The organism is Actinoallomurus sp. CA-142502 (assembly GCF_050936355.1).
Lineage (GTDB): Bacteria > Actinomycetota > Actinomycetes > Streptosporangiales > Streptosporangiaceae > Actinoallomurus > Actinoallomurus iriomotensis.
In genome coordinates, this window is the sequence record NZ_JBNJMY010000001.1 from 379,711 (window position 1) to 398,387 (window position 18,677).

Here is an 18,677-nt window from a genome sequence, read left to right on the forward strand (position 1 = left end):
AAGGCGCAAATCTCGCATAGCGGGATATCGCCTCGCGGCGCAGGCCCCTGACCTCGGTAGACTCGGCGCGTCAAACAACGCCTGAACCGAGGAGTGCTCACGCGTGGCTCTAGTCGTGCAGAAGTACGGTGGCTCCTCCGTCGCGGACGCGGAAAGCATCAAGCGCGTCGCCCAGCGCATCGCCAACACCAAACGCGACGGACATGACGTCGCCGTTGTGGTGTCCGCGATGGGGGACACGACGGATGAGCTGATCGATCTGGCCAACCAGGTCAGCCCCCTGCCGCCGGCACGTGAACTCGACATGCTGCTCACCTCGGGAGAGCGCATCTCGATGGCGTTGCTCGCCATGGCCATCGCCAACCTCGGTCACGAGGCGCGGTCCTTCACCGGCTCCCAGGCCGGCGTCATCACCGACGGCAGCCACGGCAAGGCACGGATCATCGACGTCACGCCCGGCCGCATCCGCGGGGCCCTCGACGACGGCCTGATCGCGATCGTGGCCGGATTCCAGGGAGTGTCCCAGGACTCCAAGGACGTCACGACGCTCGGTCGTGGTGGTTCGGACACGACGGCGGTGGCGCTCGCCGCCGCGCTCGGCGCCGACGTCTGCGAGATCTACACCGATGTGGACGGCATCTTCACCGCCGATCCCCGCATCGTTCCGGCCGCCCGGCGCATCCCCGACATCTCCTACGAGGAGATGATGGAGATGGCGGCCTGTGGCGCCAAGATCCTGCACCTGCGCTGCGTGGAGTACGCCCGGCGCTATGCCATGCCCATTCACGTGCGGTCGTCGTTCAGCCACAAGACCGGCACCTGGGTCAAGTCCAGCATCGAGGGAAGCACGATGGAACAAGCGATCATCTCCGGCGTCGCCCACGACCGGAGCGAGGCCAAGATCACGGTCGTCGGCGTGCCCGACAAGGTCGGCGAGGCGGCCACGATCTTCCAGACGCTCGCCGACGCCGAGATCAACATCGACATGATCGTGCAGAACATCTCGGCCGCCGCGACGAGCCGTACGGACATCTCCTTCACCCTCCCGCGTACGGACGGGCAGACGGCGATGGCCGCCCTCAACAAGATCAAGGAGCGCATCGGGTTCGACTCGCTGCGGTACGACGACCAGATCGGCAAGGTCTCGCTGATCGGCGCCGGCATGCGCTCCCACCCGGGCGTGACCGCCAAGTTCTTCGGTTCCATCGCCGACGCCGGCGTCAACATCGAGATGATCTCCACCTCGGAGATCCGGATCTCGGTGGTGGTCGACCAGGACGACGTCGACTCCGCCGTCACCGCCGCGCACCACGCGTTCGACCTCGACTCCGACCAGGTCGAGGCCGTCGTCTACGGAGGGACCGGCCGATGAGCGTACGGAAGCCCACTCTCGCCCTCGTCGGCGCCACCGGCGCCGTCGGCACCGTCATGCGGGACATCGTCTCGACCCGCGAGGACGTCTACGGCGAGATCCGTCTCGTCGCCTCCGCCCGTTCGGCCGGCCGCCGCCTGTCCGTACGCGGCGAGGAACTCGTCGTCCAGGAGCTGACCCCGGAGGTCTTCGACGGCGTCGACATCGCGATGTTCGACGTCCCCGACGAGGTCTCGAAGAAGTGGGTGCCGATCGCGGCCGAGCGCGGCGCGGTCGTCGTGGACAAGTCGGGCGCGTTCCGGATGGAGCCGGACGTGCCGCTCGTCGTGCCCGAGGTCAACCCCGAGGCCGTACGCGAGCGGCCGCGCGGCATCATCTCCACACCCAACTGCACGACGCTGTCGATGATGGCCGCGATGGGCGCGCTGCACGCCGAGTACGGCCTCGACGCGCTCGTCGTCGCCTCCTACCAGGCGGTCTCCGGTGCGGGCGTGGCCGGCAGCGAGCGGCTGTACGCCGAGATCGAGGCCGTCGCCGGCGACCGTACGCTCGGCCAGACCGCCGGTGACGTGCGCAAGGCGATCGAGAGCCGGCTCGGCGACGCGGAGTCGCCGTTCCCGGCGCCGATGGCCCTCAACGTCGTGCCGTGGGCGGGCTCGCTGAAGGAGGACGGCTGGGCGTCGGAGGAGCTCAAGCTCCGCAACGAGTCCCGCAAGATCCTCGGCATCCCCGACCTGAAGGTCTCCTCCACCTGCGTACGCGTGCCGGTGATCACGACGCACTCGCTGGCCGTGCACGCGACGTTCGAGCGGCCGGTCGACGTCGCGGGCGCGCGGGCGATCCTCGAGGCCGCCCCGACCGTGGTGGTCATGGACGACCCGGCGAACTCCGTGTACCCGACCCCGGCGGACGTCGTCGGCACCGACCCGACGTACGTCGGGCGGATCCGGCAGGCGATCGACTTCCCGAACACCCTCGACCTGTTCGTGTGCGGCGACAACCTGCGCAAGGGCGCGGCCCTGAACGCCGCGGAGATCGCCGAACTGGTCGCGGCCGAGTTCACCGGCTGAGTTCCCGACGCCGAGCGATGGAGGCCCGGTGCCACCCGGGCCTCCACGTTTCACGCGAAACATTGATCACATGAATGTGACGTCCCAGTGCGACGGTTCACGTGCGAACAGGTCGCGGTCGGCCGTCCGGTAGAGCGCCGCGCCGTCGCCTCGCCGGTGTATGCGCTGGTAGTGGTGGCGAACGAAGCGATTGAGGCAGTGGTTGGGCAGAATGTCGAGCTTGTAGCCCGAGCCGTGGCTGTACTGGCCGTGCGCGTGGCCCCTTTCGGTGCCGCCTGAGATCACCAGGCCGCAGCGGCTCGCCTCTCTCAGCCGGAGCACGCCGTCGAGTGTGGACGGACGTAGCCCCTCGAACGAGGTGCAGTGCGGGTTCCTCCGGCGCATGCAGTGCCCGGAGGAGATCCAGCGAAGCCCCGCCGCGCGGAGCAGAGAGCCGGCCTCCTGCTGGTGCAGGGGTTCCGACGGTGTTTTCCGGTCGTGCGTCCATGCTTGGGCCGTGCCGGCCGTTAAGGCGAAAAATGCCGTGGCGCAGCCGGTGATGACGGTCAGCCGTGTCGACATCCAACCTCCCTGTGCCGTCGCATGCGCCCAGCGGCAGCATCTGCCACGTGCGACGCGACGGCGCTGCAGGAGACGCGCCGTTTTGCGAAACGGGCGCGGAATCCTGGCTCGTTGTTGGCCTGCGCCGACCCGGTCCGGGAAGAGACGTACAGTGTCGGCTGTGGCCGTACCGACCAAGTCCGAGCAGACCCGGGATCTGATCGCCAAGACCGCTCTGCGGCTTTTCCGCGAACGCGGTTACGAGGCCACGACCATGCGGGCCATCGCCACCGAGGCGGGCGTTTCGGTGGGAAACGCGTATTACTACTTCGCCTCGAAGGAAGAGCTGATCCAGCTCTACTACGAGCACTCCCAGGACGACCACACCGAGGCGTGCCGTGAGGTGCTGGCCGCGGAGCGGGAGTTCCGCGCCCGGCTGCTCGGCGTGCTGCGCGCCCGCATCGACACGCTCCAGCCGTACAAGGAGTTCGCCGGCAAGTTCTTCAAGCACGCGGCTGAGCCGTCGAGCCCGCTGAGCCCGTTCAGCACCGAGTCCGGCCCGGTCCGGGAGGCGTCCATCGCGATCTACCGCGACGTCGTGGCGGGCTCGACGCTGAAGACGGACGCCGAGATCCGGGCCGAGCTGCCCGAACTGCTGTGGCTGTACTCCATGGGCGTGGTCCTCTACTGGGTCTACGACAGCAGCCCGGACGCGGAGAAGACCTACCGCCTGGTCGAACGCACCGTGCCGCTGATCGACAAACTGGTCGGCATGGCCCGTCTGCCCGGCATGCGCGGCGTCGTACGCGAGGCCCTGTCCACCTACCGCGACCTGCGCAGGTGAACATCGAGACGCTCCTCCCGGCGGGTGGCGCGGAAAACCGGGTGCGGCGGGCCGTACGGTGCTGCCACGCTGACCCGGATGGACCGACAGACGATCTCCGCGCTCGCCCACGCCGACCATCCCATCGCCGGTCCGCTGGCTCCCGCGTCCGTACGGGAGCTGATCGCCAAGGCGGTCCGGCGCGGCGACGAGCGGTTCCTCGACCTCGGCTGCGGCGGCGGTGCGTGGCTCCTCAGCGCCCTCGCCGACCATCCCCGCGTGCGGGCCGACGGCGTCGACCTGTCCGCTCCGGCCCTCGCGCGGGCCGAGGAGGGCGCCGGGGCGCTCGGCGTACGGGACCGGCTGGCGCTCCACCGGTCCGACGCCGCGGCGTACGAGCCGGCCGAGCCGTTCGACGTCGTGCTCTGCGTGGGGGCGACTCACGCGTTCGGCGGCCTGCTCCCCACGCTCGCGGCGGCGCGGCGGCACCTGGCGCCCGGCGGCCGGGTCATCGTCGGCGACGGCTTCTGGGAGCACCCGCCGAGTCCCGCCGCGGTCGAGATCTTCGGTGCGATGGAGGACCTTCCGGCCACCGTGGACAAGGTGACCGGCGACGGCTGGATCCCCGTGTACGGGCACATCAGCACACGTCAGGAGCTGGACGAGTACGAGTGGTCCTGGAGCGGCTCCCTCGCCTCCTGGGCCCTCGACCACCCGGACGACCCCGACGCCGCCGAGGCGCTCGCGGTGGCGACCGAGCATCGGGACGGATGGCTGCGCGCCTACCGTGACGCCTTCGGCTTCGTCTGCCTCGTCCTGCGCTCGTCCGCTCACTGAGCGGCGATCGCGTCCAGCTCGCGCAGTGCGTCGGCGGGGAGGTGGAGCTCGGCGGCACGCACGTTCTCGCGCAGGTGCACCCGCGATGAGGTGCCGGGGATGAGGACGGTCGTCGCCGAGCGCTGGAGCAGCCACGCCAGGGCGACCTGCTGCGCGGAGGCGCCGAGCCGCGCGGCGACCTTGTTCAACGCGTCGGACTGCAGCGGCGTGAACCCGCCGAGCGGGAAGAACGCCGCGTACGCGATGTTCTCCCGCGCGGTGCGCTCGACCATCGCGTCGTCGTCGCGCTTGACGATGTTGTAGAAGTTCTGGATCGCCACCACCGGCGCGATGCCCTGCGCCTCGGTGAGGTGGGCCTCGGAGGCGCCGCTGAGCGCGAGGTGGCGGATCAGGCCCTGGGACCGCAGTTCGGCGAGCGCGCCGAACGGCTCGGCGAGCGACTTGTCGATGAAGCCATCGTTCGGGGTCAACGTCTCCAGCCGCAGGTAGACGATGTCGAGGACGTCGAGTCGCAGGTGGTCGAGGTTCTCGTGCACCTGGGCGACGAGGTCAGCCGGGTCCGATGAGTGGATCCAGGAGCCGTCGTTCCCGCGCCGCGCCCCGACCTTCGTCGCGATGTGCAGGCCCTCCGGGTACGGGTGCAGCGCCTCGCGGATCAGCTCGTTGGTGACGGCGGGCCCGTAGAAGTCGGAGGTGTCGATGTGCGTGACGCCGAGGTCGACGGCCTCCCGCAGCACCGCGATGGCCTCGTCGCGGTCGCGCGGCGGCCCGAACACCCCGGGCCCGGCGAGCTGCATGGCGCCGTACCCCATGCGGGAGATGGTGAGGTCGTCGGACAGGGTGAGCGTTCCTGCCAGCGTGGTCATTGAGGTCACTCTTCCTTCGTGAGGAGGCTTTTGACTAACCGGTTAGCCAAATCATGGCCCTGCCTAACCGGTTAGTCAATTGGTAGCCTGGCGAGGTGACCGCGACCGAGACCAAGCAACGCATCCTCGACGCGGCGTTCGCGGAGTTCGCCGAGTACGGCGTGGCGGGTGCGCGAGTCGACCGGATCGCCAAGAACGCCCGGTGCAACAAGAACCTGATCTACGTCTACTTCGACAACAAGGAGACGCTGTTCGCCACGGTGCTGCAGCGGCACCTGTCCGACGCTTACGCCGGGGCCCCCTTCGACCCCGACGACCTGCCCGGACTGGCCGGCCGGGTGTTCGACCTCGCCCGGTCCAACCCCGGCGTCTACCGGCTGCTGGCCTGGGCGACGCTGGAACGCACCGCGGCCCTGCCGTCGACGCGTGAGCAGGAGCACGACCGCAAGCTCGACCTGCTGCGCGAGCGGCAGAAGTCAGGCTCCGTACGCGACGACATCCCGCCGACGCTGCTCCTGATGGCCGTCCTCGCGCTCGCCACCGCGTGGTCCCCGGACTTCCCCTTCGGCCGGACCGCGAACCCCTCCGCCGACCTGACCGACGACGAGGTCCGCGACGCGGTCGTACGGATGGTCGCCGCCATCACCGGGCAGGAGGAGCGGCCCGGCGCTTAGGCCGTGCTCCGCGAGATGCCGGTCATTTCGAGTCGATCCGTCCCAGTGGGTCGCTGGTCGCGGCCAGGGTCGCGCGGGTGGCAGGCCACGCGCCGTCGTCGAGGCCCAGCGCGGTACGCAGATACGCCAGGGTGGCCCGCTGAATGACCGCGACGCGCTCAGGGCTCTCGTCGGTGGTCCGCGTGTCGTGGTACCCCTGGATGCCGCCGAGCCCGTGTTCCGCACCGAAAAGGGTCAGCAGATCGGTGGCGCCCGGGCCGAGGCGGTAGCCGTCGGTGAACCAGTCCGGGCCGCGAACCGTCAGCGGGGAGTCGTCGTGATCGCCGGCGACGATCAGGCTGGGCGTCTTCATCCCGGCGAAATCAGGGCTCATGAACGAGAAGTGTTCGGCGGCGAACGGGGTCAGGTCGGCGCCGCCGGTTCCGGGCAGACAGAGCAGCACCGCCGCCCCGACCCGCGGGTCGGCCATGCTCTCACCGGGTCTGCCGTCGGCGTCGATGACCCGCGCGCCCGCGAGCGTGCTCGCGGTCTGTGCGCCCCATGAGTGCCCGGCGACCGCGATGCGGTCGTGGTCGATGCGTCCGGCGAGCCCGGGCACGTCGGCTTCGACGGCGTCGAGCTGGTCGAGAACGCAGGTCAGGTCGTCGGTCCGGATGCGCCAGATGAGCGGGGTGCGCGGGTCGTCGGGGGCGAGGCCGAGCGAGTCGAGGTGGGTGGGCTGGATGACGACGAACCCGCGGGCGGCCCAGAAGTCGACCAGCGGTGCGTAATCGTCCATGGACAAGGTCATGCCGTGCGAGAGGACAACGACCGGCAGGTCGTGACCGGTCGTCGGCGCTGAGACCCGTACCTGCAGGTCTTGGCCACGGTTGGGGGCCGCGAGCGTGATCGGTGCCACCGAGATGATCGGCGATGTCGTGTCGCTCATGAGATGAATACCTTCTTAAGCCGGGGCGTGATGGCCTGTAGTGCATCGATCTGGCACCATGGACATCCGGAACGTTGCTCCGTTCCGGATCAATGCTCCGCATCATATACGGAACATCGCTCCGCTTGGCAAGTGAGAAGGAGGCACCTCGAATGACGCCGGCCGACAAGCCGCCGCCCGTCGACGTCGGCCGGCGTAAGCGGTTCGACGCCCGCCGCAACCAGCAGACGCTCCTGGACGCCGCCGCCGCGGTGTTCGTCCGTGCGGGCGTCGACGCTCCCGTGCGAGAGATCGCCGCCGAAGCGGGCGTGGGCATGGGCACCATCTACCGGCACTTCCCCACCCGGGCCGACCTGGTGGTCGCGGTCTTCCGGCACCAGCTCGACGCGCTCGCCGACGCTACGACCACCACCCCCGCCGCCGACGAAACGCCCTACGAGGCGTTGCGGTCATGGGTCGCGCGGTTCGCCGATTTCCTGGTCACCAAGCACGGCCTGGCCGAGGCGCTGCACTCGGATCAGGCCGGGTTCGAGAGGCTGCACGCCGAGTTCGTCGACCGCCTGCTGCCCGTACTCGACCAGCTGCTGAAGGCATCCGCCGCCGCCGGCCGCACACGCGCGGACATACGGGCCTACGACCTCATGCTCGCCGTCGGCAACCTGTGCATCGGAGCCGAGACCTTCCCCGACTACCAGGCCCGCCGCATGATCGACTTGCTCCTCGCGGGCCTGGCACAGGACACCCCACCGCCGTCAGGGCAGTGACGCCGGACGGCGGAACGGACGCGGTCCGGCCCGCCTGTGGCGCGCACCTACACGAGGTCCAGGTGCTTGCGGGCGAAGTCGATCGTCGCGGCCATCTGCCGGATCCGCTCCTCGATCACGAGTGAGCCGTGACCCGCGTCGTACCGGTAGACCTCGTGCTCCTTGCCCAGCTCCCGCAGGCGCGCCAGATAGTTGTCGATCTGCCGGATCGGGCAGCGCGGGTCGTTCTCCCCTGCCATGACCAGCACCGGCGTGGTGACCCGGTCGGCGTACGTGATCGGCGACGAGGCGGCGTACCGGTCCGGCACCTCGGCCGGCGACCCGCCGAACAGCGACCGGTCGAACGCCTGCAGCGCCTCCATCTCGTCCTCGTACGCCGCGACGTAGTCCGCCACCGGCACGATGCCGATCGCGACCGACCAGTCGTCCGGCTGCACGCCGATGCCCAGCAGCGTGATGAAGCCGCCCCAGGAGGCGCCGGTCAGCACCAGCCGTGACGGGTCGGCGAGGTGCGTGGCGACCGCCCAGTCGCGTACCGCCTTGATGTCCTCCAGCTCCACCAGCCCCGGCCGGCCCTCGATCGCGTCACGCCACTCGCTGCCGTACCCGCTGGACCCGCGGTAGTTCACCCGGACGACGGCGAAGCCATGGTCCACCCACGCCGCGGCGTCCGGGGAGAAGGAGTCGTCGTCGTAGGCCGCCGGGCCGCCGTGGACGTCGAACACGGTCGGGAACGGGCCCGGGCCCGCGGGCTTGGAGATCAGGGCGTGGACGTCGCCGCCCGGGCCGGTCACCCAGGCGTCCTCGACCGCCACCGACGGCGGCGCGGGCTCGCCGGGCGGGGTCAGCACGACCGCGCCGGAGGTCGAGCGGACCACCGGTGGGGACGCCGAGGAGGACCAGGAGAACTCCACCGTGCCGTCCGGGCGGGCCGTGGCCGAGCCGATGACGCCGCGCGGCGTGTCGATCTGCCGCAGCGTCCCGGTGGACAGGTCGTAGCGGTACAGCTCGTCGCGCGCGTGGTGGGAGCGGGAGATCAGCAGCGCCGACGCGTCCGGGTACCAGTCGGCGCCGACCTCGCCGGACAGGTCGAGCGCGATCTCCTCGACCGTGCCGTTCACCGGGTCCCAGATCAGCGGTTCGGACCGGCCGCGGCGCTCGTGCTCGACGAGCAGCCGCTGGTCGCCGACCACGGGGGAGAACGCGACCGCGCCCAGGCCCTTGCCCGGTCCGTCCCACAGGTCGGCCACGGTGGAGCCGTCCGGCCGTATGACCCGCAGGGCCATGTGGCGGCTGTCGCCGTGCTCGCTGTGATTGATCGCGATGAGCGACTCGTCCTCGGACAGGTCGATGATGTACGCGTCCTCGTCGTGGGCGTACAGAACGCGCGGTTCCTCGCCCGGGGCGCACCAGTGGACGGTCGAGCCGCTCTCGGTGCTCCGGCCGATCACGACCAGCCCGCTGGAACCGACCGCCAGCCCGGCCGGGTACGACGGCTCCAGCTTCGGAGCGGCGTCCTCGCCGCCGCCGAACGGCTCACGCCGCCACACCCCGAACTCATCGCCGTCGGTGTCGGCGAACCACCAGATCCAGTCGCCGGTCGGGTCGACGCCGCCCATCCAGGTGCCGTTCGGCCGGTCGGTCACCTGGCGGCGGACGTCGGTCTCGCGGTCCCAGGCGTAGATCTCCCACGTGCCCGTGGCGTTGGAGCGGTAGACGCTGCGGTGCGGCGCGTCATGGGCCCAGCTCGGCAGGCTCACGCGTGCCGCGCGGAACCGTGCCTTCCAGCGTTCGTCATCGACCATGGACCAAGCATGTCAGTCCGTGGCCTGGCCCGGCGGCAGGGACCTCAGCTGACGCATGGTCGTCTTGGCGCCGAAGCCCCAGTCGAGCATGGCCGCGGCGTCCTTGAACCGGCGGTTGGAGTCCGTGGAGGTGCTGTTCAGCACGAGGCCGAGCAGCGTACGGCCGTTGCGCTGGGCGGCGAAGACCAGGGAGTACCCCGCCGCGTTGGTGTGCCCGGTCTTGATGCCGATCGCGCCGCTGTAGGAGCCGAGCAGCAGGTTGGTGTTGGCCCACTTGTACGCCGCGTGGCCGCTGGTCTTGCTGAGCGAGTACGACTGGCGGGTCACGATCGCCTTGAAGTTCGTGCTGGTCATGGCGTAGCGGGCCAGCAGGATCAGGTCGTGCGGGGTGGAGTAGCCCTCCTTGTGCGTCGACGTCGGCAGGCCGTCGGCGTTGAGGTAGTGCGTCGAGGTCATCTTCAGCGCGGCGGCCTCCTTGTTCATCTTCGCGACGAAGTTGGTCTGACCGGGGCCGTAGATGTCGGCCAGGGCGTACGCGGCGTCGCAGCCGGACGGCAGCAGCATGGCGTTCAGCAGCTGCCGCACGGTCACCTTGTCGCCGGCCTTGAGGCCCGCGCTGCTCGCGTCGTTGTTCTTGACGTGGTCGACGTAGGACTTCTTGATCGTGACGGTCTTGTCGAGGCCGCCCGCGCGGAGCGCGATGACCGCGGTCATCATCTTGGTGATGCTGCCGATCGGCCGCTTCGTGGTCGTCGCGACGCCCCACAGCTTCTTGGCCGTGTCCATGTCGTATAGGTAGGCGCCCTTCGCGGAGACGCCGGACGGGCCGGAGGCGGCCGTGGTGATCGCCGGGGTCACCGGGCCGGCGGGCGTCGTACGGGCCACGAGTCTGCTCTGTGCCGGGCTTGCGGCTTCGGCGGCGACCGGGACGACGCCCAGCAGTCCCGCGACGACTCCGGTGGCGATCAGGCGGGCGCTGAGACGCATGGGGGCTCCAGGGGGTGGGGGAATACCCGTGCATGCTGACAGCCCGGATGTTTCGTCGGCAACCAGGCGCGCGGGGACGGTCCGGACTCGCGACCTGGCTCCGGAGTCAGCGACTCCTGCCTTCGCGGGTGGCCGTACCGGGTTCTGGACCGGCGCGGGGCCGGGTGGCTTACCTTTGAGGGGTGGCGTCGCAGTCCTCGACCGAGTCAGTTCCCCGGCCTGCCGATGACGGCGCCGACGAGGTCACACACGGCTACCCTCCGCCCGCCCGGCCGGTGGGTTCGACCGTCGTGGCCTACTGCGGCGCCGTCATGACCGTGCGCGGCGAGTCCTCGGCCTCCCCGCCACCGGACACCTGTGCGGAGTGCGCGGCCATCTGGAAGCGCCGGCGACGCCGGTCGCGCTGACCCACGTCAGCGTGGCGCGGCGGCGGCCAGCCAGCCGGACAGCAGGTCCTCGTCGCCGAAGACGGTGCAGCGCTTCGGCTCGTACCGCCCGTACGACAGGAGCAGCAGGTCGCTCGTCGTCCCGCGTGCGGCGACCGCGCCCTTGCCGTGACCGCGTTCCCACCGCGTGCCGTCGGGGCCGAGCGTGATCATCCATTCCCCGTCGCCGTCGGTGGCGTGCAGGTGCAGCGTCTCCCCGAACCGGCCGAACTCCGCGATCCGGCGGGCGATCCGCGGATGGTGGGTGTAGGTGGTGAGGAACTCCTCGACGCCGTCCGCGGCGAGCTCGCGGTCGATGACGGGTTCGCGGCCGAGGGCGAGCTCGGCGTCCGCGCGGTGGACGACGGTCTCGTGCAGCACCCGGCGCGACCAGAAGCGCACGTGCTGGTCGGGCCCGAACGCCCAGGCCGGCGTGTCGCCCGGCGTCGCACGCAGCGTCGTCACCAGCGGCGGTACGCCGTCCGCGAGCCAGCGCGGATAGTCGTTCACGTCCTCGGGCAGGCCCAGGTCGAGGTCGCCTTCCGCGACGCGTTCCTCCGGCAGCGTGCGCACGATGTGGGTGATCCAGCGCTGCACCGTGCCGTAGTGCCGGATGAGGTCGGCGACGGTCCAGCCGGGACAGGTGGGCACCGGCGTCGCGGGGTCGGCCTGGCCGACGACCTCGACGAACTTCGCGATCTCGGTTTCGGCGGCGGAGATGTAACGTTCGTGAGCGTTCACTCGGCGGAGCATAGAACTGTCCGTGCGCCGGGGCATTCTGGAAGGCATGGAATCTGAACTCACGCTCATGGCCGTGCACGCCCATCCGGACGATGAGGTGCTCAGCACGGGTGGCATATTCGCGCGCTACGCCGAGGAGGGCGTTCGCACCGTCCTGGTGACCTGTACGAACGGTGAGCAGGGCGACGGACCGGGCGGAGTCAAGCCCGGCGAGCCGGGCCATGACGAGGAGGCGGTACGCGAGACGCGGCTCGCCGAGCTGCGCGACTCGGTCACACACCTGGGCATCCAGCACGTGGAGCTGCTCGGCTATCGCGACTCCGGCATGGTCGGCTGGGACGCCAACAGCCGCGACGACGTCTTCGCGAACGTCCCCCTGGCACAGTCCGCGGCCAAGCTCACCGCCCTGATGGACAAGTACCGCCCCCAGGTGCTGGTCACCTATGACGAGAACGGCGGGTACGGTCACCCCGACCACATCCAGGCACACCGCATCGCGGTGGTCGCGGCGGAGGCGCAGCGGGAGAGGCGCGGCCTTCCGCACAAGCTCTACCACACGGCCATGCCCCGGTCCCGGTTCCGCGCGATGGGCCCCCTGCTGCAGGAGGCCGGTGTGGACTTCGACTTCAACTTCGACGAACTGCCCGAGGACTTCGGCACGCCGGACGAGAAGGTCACCACGTACGTCGACGTGCGGCCGTACGTCGAGCGCAAGCGCAAGGCGCTCGCGGCGCACGCGAGCCAGGCCGACAACATCTTCTTCCTGCGGCTGCCGGACGACCTGCTGCCGCAGGTGCTCGGCACCGAGGCGTTCGTCCGCGTCAAGAGCGACGTCGCGGTCCCCGACGACGAGGACGACCTGTTCGCCGGGATCCGCTGACCGGCGCTCTCTCGCGTGAGCCCCGTCCTGCCGGGCGGGGTCCGCGCATCCTCGGCCTAAGCCTCAGGCCGCCAGCGGGCGCCGAACTCCTCTGCGCTCGGCGGCGGGCCGGGCAGCCGGGTGGCGCCCGGCTGGGCGCGCACGGCGTCCAGCACCAGCGCCAGGTAACGCCGGCGTAGCGTGGCGGTGCGCTCGGCGTCGCCGAGGCGGATCGCGGTGATCTGCTCGAAGATCATCGGTATGTCATTGGCGTGCAGGTCGGGCCGTAGTACGCCGGCGGCCTTCGCGCGGCGGAATACCCGGTTGGCCAGCGCGCTCGCGTGCGCGGCCAGCTCGTGCAGCTCGGGCGTGGGGGTGAACGTGCCGGCCAGACGCACCGTCAGGGAGTGCACGTCGGAGTCGGTGACCCCCCGGACGAAGCCGGCGAACGCCTCCCACGGATCCCCGTCCTCGGCCAGAGCGGCCTCGGCGAGGGCGACGAACCGGTGCAGCCCGTCCGAGCACAGTGTCCGCAGCAGCTCTTCCTTGCCCGCGTAACGGCGGTACAGCGCACCCACGCCCACACCGGCCTGCTCGGCGACCGCGGAGATCGGGGCGCCGGGCTCCCGCATGAACACCTCCCGGGCGGCGTCCAAGATCACTCCGTCGTTGCGCGCCGCCTCGGCCTGACGTCCGCTCAGTCGCCCGGTCCTGGTCTCCATGTCCTGGACTCTAGCACTTGAACGGAATCATCCGTTCCGATAGAGTTCTCAAACGGAACGGATCACTCCGTTCGGATCGAAGGGAACGAAAATGACCGCCATCTCTTGGGACGTCCTGGACCAGGCCCACGGCGCACTGCGGACGACCGTCGCGAAGGTCGCCGACGCCGACTGGAAGCTGCCCACGCCGTGCGAGCAGTGGAACGCCGCCCAGGTGCTGCGGCACGCCGCCGGTGACCAGCTCGCCTATGTCGCCGCGATCACCGGGAGCGGCGGCCCGAGCGAGAACCCCTTCGAGCCCGCCGGAGACGCTCCCGCCGACCCGCAGGAGCTGCTCGCCGCCGCACTGGACGGCTCGGTCCGCGCCTTCGCGACGGTGAGCCCCGGCACGCAGGCCGTTCCGTCGCCCCTCCCACAGGGCTCGCTGCCGGCCGAGACCGTCGTCGGCGCCGCCGCACTCGACGCCGCGGTGCACGCCTGGGACATCGCGGTCGCCGTCGGCCTGCCCTCACCGCTGAGCGCGGATCTCGCCACCCTGCTGATGCCCGTCGCGACCACCCTCGCGGAACCGCTTCGCGGCTTCGCCTACGCGCCGGCCCTCGCCCCGCAGCCCGAGGACGACGCCGTCGCCGAACTGCTGCGTTACCTCGGCCGCCGTCCCGACTGGGCCCGGTGACCAAGGAATAATGCACGGATGGACGTCCTGGGCGTACGGGAGCTCAACCGGGCCCTCCTGGCGCGGCAGTCGCTGCTCGAGCGGTCGGCCGCGTCCGCGCTGGAGATGATCGAGCGGCTGGTCGGCCTGCAGGCACAGGCTCCCTGGCCGCCGTACTACGGGCTCTGGTCGCGGCTGGCGAGTTTCCGCCAGGACGAACTGGCCCACCTGCTCACCGGTCGCCAGGTGGTCCGGATCGGCCTCATGCGCGGCACGGTCCACCTGGTCAGCGCCGCGGACTGCCGGACGCTCCGTCCTCTCACCCAGCCGATCCTCGACGGGGCGTTGCGGTCCACCTTCCGCAGGCCGCTGGACGGGATCGAGCTGCCGGCGCTGTTCGCGGCGGGGCGCGCCCTGGTGGAGTCCCGGCCGCACACGATGAGTGAGCTGGGCGCTCGTCTCGCCGAGGATCCGCGCTGGACCGGCCGGGCCCCCGCCGCGCTGGCCCAGGCCGTCCGGGCGGGAGTACCCCTGGTGCAGGTGCCGCCACGGGGCGTCTGGGGCATGGGCGGGCAGACGCGGGTCACCTCGGCCGAGGCGTGGCTGGGGCGGCCGCTGCACTCCGCGCCGTCGATCGAGGACGTCGTGCTGCGCTACCTGGCGGCGTTCGGCCCGGCGACGGTGAAGGACGTGCAGACGTGGATGGGCGTCACGCGGCTGAAACCCGTCCTCGATCGGCTGCGGCCCCGTCTGGCGGTGTTCCGCGACGACCGGGGCAAGGAGCTGTTCGACCTGCCCGACGCGCCGAGACCCGGGCCGGACACCGAGGCTCCGGTGCGGTTCGTCGCCGAGTTCGACAACATCCTGCTGTCCCACGCCGACCGCCGCCGGATCATGTCGGAGGAGGCACGGAAGCGGACCTTCGCCGTGCCCAACGGGATCTTCCCCGGCACGTTCCTGGTCGACGGGTTCGTCCGCGGCACCTGGCGGATCGAGCGGAGCTCGAAGACCGCCGTCCTGCACCTCACGCCGTACGATCCACTGGACATCGCGACCCGCGACGCGCTGGTCGCCGAAGGCTCCCGGCTCCTCACGTTCGCCGCGGACGCGACCGCGGACCACGACATCGTCCTGGCGGAGCACGAGTAGGGCTCCGGGCGGCACCGCAGTGGTGCTGGCACCACCGCCGGGGAGGTGTCCACCCCCGAAACGATCCGGGGGCCGCCGGGATGGGATCGCGAGCCCCTGATTTCTAGCGTCATCAGCGTGTTCAACGAGCGAGGAGACGCTGATGAAACCCAATATGGCCGCCCGGCTCGGCGGCTGGAGCGCACGCCATCGTAAGACCGCGATCTTCGGCTGGCTGCTGTTCGTGGTGGCCGCCGTTCTCATCGGCGGGATGGTGGGACAGCAGTCGCTGACCGACGGCGAGGACGGCGTCGGTGACTCCGGCCGGGCCCAGCGGATCGTCTCCGACGCCGGCATCACGAAGCCGGCGTCGGAGATGGTGCTCGTGCACAGCGCGACCGTGAACGGGTTCCGCGCCGCGCTGCCGGACGTGACGCGGGCCGTGCGGTCGAGCGGGCAGGCGACGGCGCCGCGTGAGCCGCTGGTCTCGCGGGACGGCCATGACGCCCTGGTGCAGTTCGACATGACCGGTGATCCGAAGACGGCGGGGGATCGGGTCGCTCCCGTGCAGAACGCCGTGGCCGCGGTGCGGGCACGGCATCCCGAGGTGCGGATCGAGCAGTTCGGCGACGCGAGCGGCGACCACTGGTTCGACCAGACGCTCGGCAAGGACTTCTCCCGTGCGGAACTGACCGCCGTGCCGCTGGCGCTGGGCATCCTGCTCGTCGCCTTCGCGGCCCTCCTCGCCGCGGTGGTCCCCGTCGTCATCGCGGTCACGGCGTTCCTGGCCGCGAACGGCCTGCTCGCGGTGGTCAGCCACGGCCTGCACATGGACGGTTCGGCCAGCTCGGTCATGCTGCTGATGGGCCTGGCGGTCGGCGTCGACTACTGCCTGTTCTACCTGCGCCGCGAACGGGAGGAACGCGCGGCGGGCCGCGACCGGGAGACCGCGCTGCGCATCGCGGCGGCGACGTCCGGCCGTTCCGTGCTGGTGTCCGGGCTGACCGTGATGGTGGCCATGGCCGGCATGTTCTTCTCGGGGATGCTGCTGTTCGACGGCTTCGCGGTGGCGACGATCCTGGTCGTGCTCATCGCCGTCCTCGGGTCGGTGACCGTGCTGCCCGCGCTGCTGTCGCTGCTCGGCGACAAGGTGGAGTTCGGGCGGATCCCGTTCCTGCGGCGCCGGCGCTCGACCGGGCGGTTCTGGGACGCCGTGCTCCGTCCGGTGCTGCGCCGTCCGGGCATCTCGGCGGTGCTGGCCGCCGGCGTGCTGCTCGTCCTGGCGGCGCCGGCGCTCGGCATGCACACCGAGAAGCTCGGCATCGAGCAGCAGGTGCCGCGCGACACGCCGCTGATGCAGACCTACGACCACATCACGGCCGCGTTCCCGGGCGGTCCGGACCCGGCGACGGTGGTGCTCAAGGCCAAGAACATCGAGGCGCCCGCGGTGAAGTCGGCGATCGCGTCCTTCGAGTCCTCCGTGCGCGGCAACGCCGAGTTCGGGCAGTCGGTGCGTACGCGGGTGTACGCCGGACCGGACGTGGCGATCGTCGACGTGCCGCTGGCCGGGAGCGGGTCGGACGCCACCTCACAGCACGCGCTGAAGACCCTGCGCGCCATGGTGCCCCGGGCGTTCGACCGGGTCGCCGAGGCACACGTGGCCGGCACGCTCGCCTTCTCCGACGACTGGAACGACCAGTTGCGCGGCAGCATCGTTCCGGTCTTCGTCTTCGTGCTCGGCGTGACGTTCCTGCTGATGCTGGTCTCGTTCCGGTCCCTGCCGATCGCCGCGACGGCGATCGTGCTCAACCTGCTGTCGGTCGGGGCGGCGTACGGCGTGATGGTGGCGGTCTTCCAGCACGGCTGGGGTGCGAGCCTGGTCGGCACCCATGGTGTCGGCGCGATCGAGGCCTGGCTGCCGCTGTTCGTCTTCGTGGTGCTGTTCGGATTGTCGATGGACTACCACGTGTTCGTGGTGTCGCGGATCCGGGAGGCCCACGACCGGGGCGTGCCGACCTCGCGGGCGGTCGCGGAGGGCATCCGCTCGACGGCCGGCGCGGTGACGAGCGCGGCGACCATCATGGTGGCGGTCTTCGCGGTGTTCGGCACGCTGTCGATGCAGGACTTCAAGCAGATGGGCGTGGGCCTGGCGGTCGCGGTCCTGCTCGACGCGACGGTGGTGCGCGCGGTGCTGCTGCCCTCGGCGATGAGGCTGCTGGGCGAGCGGAACTGGTACCTGCCGCGCTGGCTCGGCTGGTTGCCGGACCTGTCGCACGGCGAGGAGCCGGCCCCGTCGCTGCCGCCCGAGCCGGTGCCGGTGTGACCCTGACCGCCGGCAGGAGGCCCGTCCCCGGTGGGCGGGCCTTCGCCGTGCGGTCAGTACGGCGGCCCGGCGTACAGGTCGGCCGTGCGACGCGGTGTCTCGTGGCCGTACGCGGCGGAGGGCCGGTGGTGCGGGTCGGCGTGCTGGGCGCGGAGGCGTTCGACGGCCCGCAGCACGTCGTCCCGGTTGCCCGCGGCCTTGACCCATGCCGGCAGGCAGGCGACCATGCTCATCGCCGGGCCGCTCCCGCGCTCGCGGAGCGTCGCCGCCACATGGGCCTCGACCGCGTCGAGGTGGCGTTCGTTGTAGGCCCACAGCACCTTGCCGCGGCACGGGGTCTGGAGCCAGAGCGGCAGGCCGAAGAACGGATCGTCCGGGCCGCCGAGCCGGACGCCGATGAGCGCGTTGCCCCGGCGTTCGGCCGTCCACTCGCGGGTCAGGGCGCAGTCGCCGCAGGTCAACCGGCGTGGGCGGAAGCGAAGTTCGGCGTAGTAGCGCAGCTCGGGCAGGTCCGGACGGGTCATGACCGTCGCCCGGGAACCGCACCGCGGGCACACGACGTAGAGGGGATCCGCGTAGGCGGCCAGCGGGCGGCCTCCGTCGAGGTGCCGCCCGCCCGTCCGCTCCGTACCGCTCATGGGGAAACCGGTCGACCGGCCGGGTCGGGCAGGCCGCCCAGCGCGGCGACGATGGCCAGGGTGTTCTGGTACTCGCGCCAGTGCACCACCTTCCCGTCCCGTACGCGCAGGACGCCGATGAACGCCGCGGAGTCCCGGTGGCCGGTGGCGGGGATCACCCCGGCCAGCTCGTACTCTACGACGATCACCTCGGGGTCGGTCGTCTCGTGCACGACGACGTTCCGCACCTCCTCGAACCGCACCGGGAAGTTCGCCCGCTCGGGCTCGGTGCGGCGGAGCCACTCCTCGCGGCCTTCGACGCGCGTGGGCCGGCCGGGCGGTGCGAAGGGCGTTTCGACGATCGCGTCGTCGGCGAGCAGGTCGCCGAACCGGCGGGCCGGGTCGAGCCAGTGCCGTTGCATCTGTTCGAAGATCTCGCGCGGACCCGGGTTCTCGGACATGGCTGCCCCTCCGATGGTTAACATGAGTTGCGACTCATATTAAGCACTATCCTGAGTCGTGACTCATGTTGTCAACCCTT

The 18,677-nt window shown here is 70.9% G+C and carries 19 protein-coding genes; 10 read left to right on the forward strand and 9 right to left on the reverse strand.

Translation table 11 applies throughout. From position 1 onward, the window contains the following. The first annotated feature begins 103 nt into the window (after positions 1-103). Together ACQEV1_RS02195 and ACQEV1_RS02200 are read left to right on the forward strand one after the other, a co-directional pair. A complete protein-coding gene (locus ACQEV1_RS02195; protein ID WP_285577162.1) occupies positions 104-1,372 on the forward strand; it encodes an aspartate kinase in 1,269 nt (422 codons plus the stop codon). Next, a complete protein-coding gene (locus ACQEV1_RS02200; RefSeq protein WP_285577159.1) occupies positions 1,369-2,442 on the forward strand; it encodes an aspartate-semialdehyde dehydrogenase in 1,074 nt (357 codons plus the stop codon). The genes ACQEV1_RS02195 and ACQEV1_RS02200 overlap by 4 nt, the downstream gene beginning before the upstream one ends. A 66-nt stretch (positions 2,443-2,508) precedes the next feature. On the opposite strand, the gene ACQEV1_RS02205 is transcribed toward ACQEV1_RS02200, so the two are convergent. Next, positions 2,509-3,003 carry a hypothetical protein gene (locus tag ACQEV1_RS02205; RefSeq protein ID WP_285636120.1) on the reverse strand — a complete coding sequence of 165 codons (495 nt, stop codon included), beginning with the start codon at positions 3,001-3,003 and terminating at the stop codon, positions 2,509-2,511. 160 nt (positions 3,004-3,163) lie between these two features. Between ACQEV1_RS02205 and ACQEV1_RS02210 the strand changes: the two genes are divergently transcribed. After that, the gene (locus tag ACQEV1_RS02210) at positions 3,164-3,826 is read left to right on the forward strand and encodes a TetR/AcrR family transcriptional regulator (RefSeq protein WP_285636123.1); all 663 of its coding nucleotides are present in this window, start codon (positions 3,164-3,166) and stop codon (positions 3,824-3,826) included. A 78-nt stretch (positions 3,827-3,904) separates the two neighbouring features. Further along, the gene (locus ACQEV1_RS02215; protein ID WP_285636125.1) at positions 3,905-4,642 is read left to right on the forward strand and encodes an SAM-dependent methyltransferase; all 738 of its coding nucleotides are present in this window, start codon (positions 3,905-3,907) and stop codon (positions 4,640-4,642) included. Here the strand turns inward: ACQEV1_RS02215 and ACQEV1_RS02220 are convergent. After that, complete coding sequence (locus ACQEV1_RS02220; RefSeq protein WP_433390510.1) at positions 4,636-5,508, reverse strand: oxidoreductase; 873 nt, start codon at positions 5,506-5,508, stop codon at positions 4,636-4,638. The two genes, ACQEV1_RS02215 and ACQEV1_RS02220, sit on opposite strands and share 7 nt — an antisense overlap. 95 nt (positions 5,509-5,603) lie before the next feature. Here ACQEV1_RS02220 and ACQEV1_RS02225 point away from each other — a divergent pair, with 95 nt between their 5' ends. Next, the gene (locus tag ACQEV1_RS02225) at positions 5,604-6,182 is read left to right on the forward strand and encodes a TetR family transcriptional regulator (protein WP_285636131.1); all 579 of its coding nucleotides are present in this window, start codon (positions 5,604-5,606) and stop codon (positions 6,180-6,182) included. Between the two features lie 22 nt (positions 6,183-6,204). On the opposite strand, the gene ACQEV1_RS02230 is transcribed toward ACQEV1_RS02225, so the two are convergent. Continuing rightward, complete coding sequence (locus tag ACQEV1_RS02230) at positions 6,205-7,110, reverse strand: alpha/beta hydrolase family protein (protein ID WP_433390513.1); 906 nt, start codon at positions 7,108-7,110, stop codon at positions 6,205-6,207. Between the two features lie 152 nt (positions 7,111-7,262). Here ACQEV1_RS02230 and ACQEV1_RS02235 point away from each other — a divergent pair, with 152 nt between their 5' ends. Further along, complete coding sequence (locus ACQEV1_RS02235) at positions 7,263-7,874, forward strand: TetR/AcrR family transcriptional regulator (protein ID WP_285577140.1); 612 nt, start codon at positions 7,263-7,265, stop codon at positions 7,872-7,874. A 47-nt stretch (positions 7,875-7,921) separates the two neighbouring features. Here ACQEV1_RS02235 and ACQEV1_RS02240 read toward each other — a convergent pair whose 3' ends face one another. The 3 genes from ACQEV1_RS02240 to ACQEV1_RS02250 form a co-directional block, all read right to left on the reverse strand. Further along, complete coding sequence (locus tag ACQEV1_RS02240) at positions 7,922-9,679, reverse strand: prolyl oligopeptidase family serine peptidase (RefSeq protein WP_433390517.1); 1,758 nt, start codon at positions 9,677-9,679, stop codon at positions 7,922-7,924. A 12-nt stretch (positions 9,680-9,691) separates the two neighbouring features. Then, positions 9,692-10,666, reverse strand: coding sequence for a D-alanyl-D-alanine carboxypeptidase family protein (locus tag ACQEV1_RS02245; protein WP_285636139.1), 975 nt, complete (start codon positions 10,664-10,666; stop codon positions 9,692-9,694). A 413-nt stretch (positions 10,667-11,079) separates the two neighbouring features. Beyond that, on the reverse strand, positions 11,080-11,832 hold the full coding sequence (locus tag ACQEV1_RS02250) for a maleylpyruvate isomerase family mycothiol-dependent enzyme (protein ID WP_433390520.1): 753 nt from the start codon (positions 11,830-11,832) through the stop codon (positions 11,080-11,082). Between the two features lie 46 nt (positions 11,833-11,878). On the opposite strand from ACQEV1_RS02250, the gene ACQEV1_RS02255 reads away from it, so the two are divergent. Further along, the gene (locus tag ACQEV1_RS02255) at positions 11,879-12,712 is read left to right on the forward strand and encodes a PIG-L family deacetylase (protein ID WP_285636145.1); all 834 of its coding nucleotides are present in this window, start codon (positions 11,879-11,881) and stop codon (positions 12,710-12,712) included. Positions 12,713-12,768: 56 nt separating this feature from the next. Here ACQEV1_RS02255 and ACQEV1_RS02260 read toward each other — a convergent pair whose 3' ends face one another. After that, entirely contained in the window at positions 12,769-13,413 is a 645-nt protein-coding gene (locus ACQEV1_RS02260; protein ID WP_285636147.1) for a TetR/AcrR family transcriptional regulator, read from the reverse strand. 91 nt (positions 13,414-13,504) lie between these two features. On the opposite strand from ACQEV1_RS02260, the gene ACQEV1_RS02265 reads away from it, so the two are divergent. The 3 genes from ACQEV1_RS02265 to ACQEV1_RS02275 all read left to right on the forward strand — a co-directional run bounded on the left by ACQEV1_RS02265 (position 13,505) and on the right by ACQEV1_RS02275 (position 17,519). Beyond that, the gene (locus ACQEV1_RS02265) at positions 13,505-14,089 is read left to right on the forward strand and encodes a TIGR03086 family metal-binding protein (protein ID WP_433390525.1); all 585 of its coding nucleotides are present in this window, start codon (positions 13,505-13,507) and stop codon (positions 14,087-14,089) included. 18 nt (positions 14,090-14,107) lie between these two features. Continuing rightward, complete coding sequence (locus ACQEV1_RS02270) at positions 14,108-15,217, forward strand: winged helix DNA-binding domain-containing protein (RefSeq protein WP_433390527.1); 1,110 nt, start codon at positions 14,108-14,110, stop codon at positions 15,215-15,217. Positions 15,218-15,359: 142 nt separating this feature from the next. Next, complete coding sequence (locus ACQEV1_RS02275) at positions 15,360-17,519, forward strand: MMPL family transporter (RefSeq protein ID WP_433390530.1); 2,160 nt, start codon at positions 15,360-15,362, stop codon at positions 17,517-17,519. A 53-nt stretch (positions 17,520-17,572) separates the two neighbouring features. On the opposite strand, the gene ACQEV1_RS02280 is transcribed toward ACQEV1_RS02275, so the two are convergent. Beyond that, complete coding sequence (locus ACQEV1_RS02280; protein ID WP_433390533.1) at positions 17,573-18,157, reverse strand: hypothetical protein; 585 nt, start codon at positions 18,155-18,157, stop codon at positions 17,573-17,575. Continuing rightward, on the reverse strand, positions 18,154-18,597 hold the full coding sequence (locus ACQEV1_RS02285; protein ID WP_285636162.1) for a nuclear transport factor 2 family protein: 444 nt from the start codon (positions 18,595-18,597) through the stop codon (positions 18,154-18,156). Before ACQEV1_RS02285 ends, ACQEV1_RS02280 begins: the two co-directional genes overlap by 4 nt. Positions 18,598-18,677 lie beyond the last annotated feature (80 nt).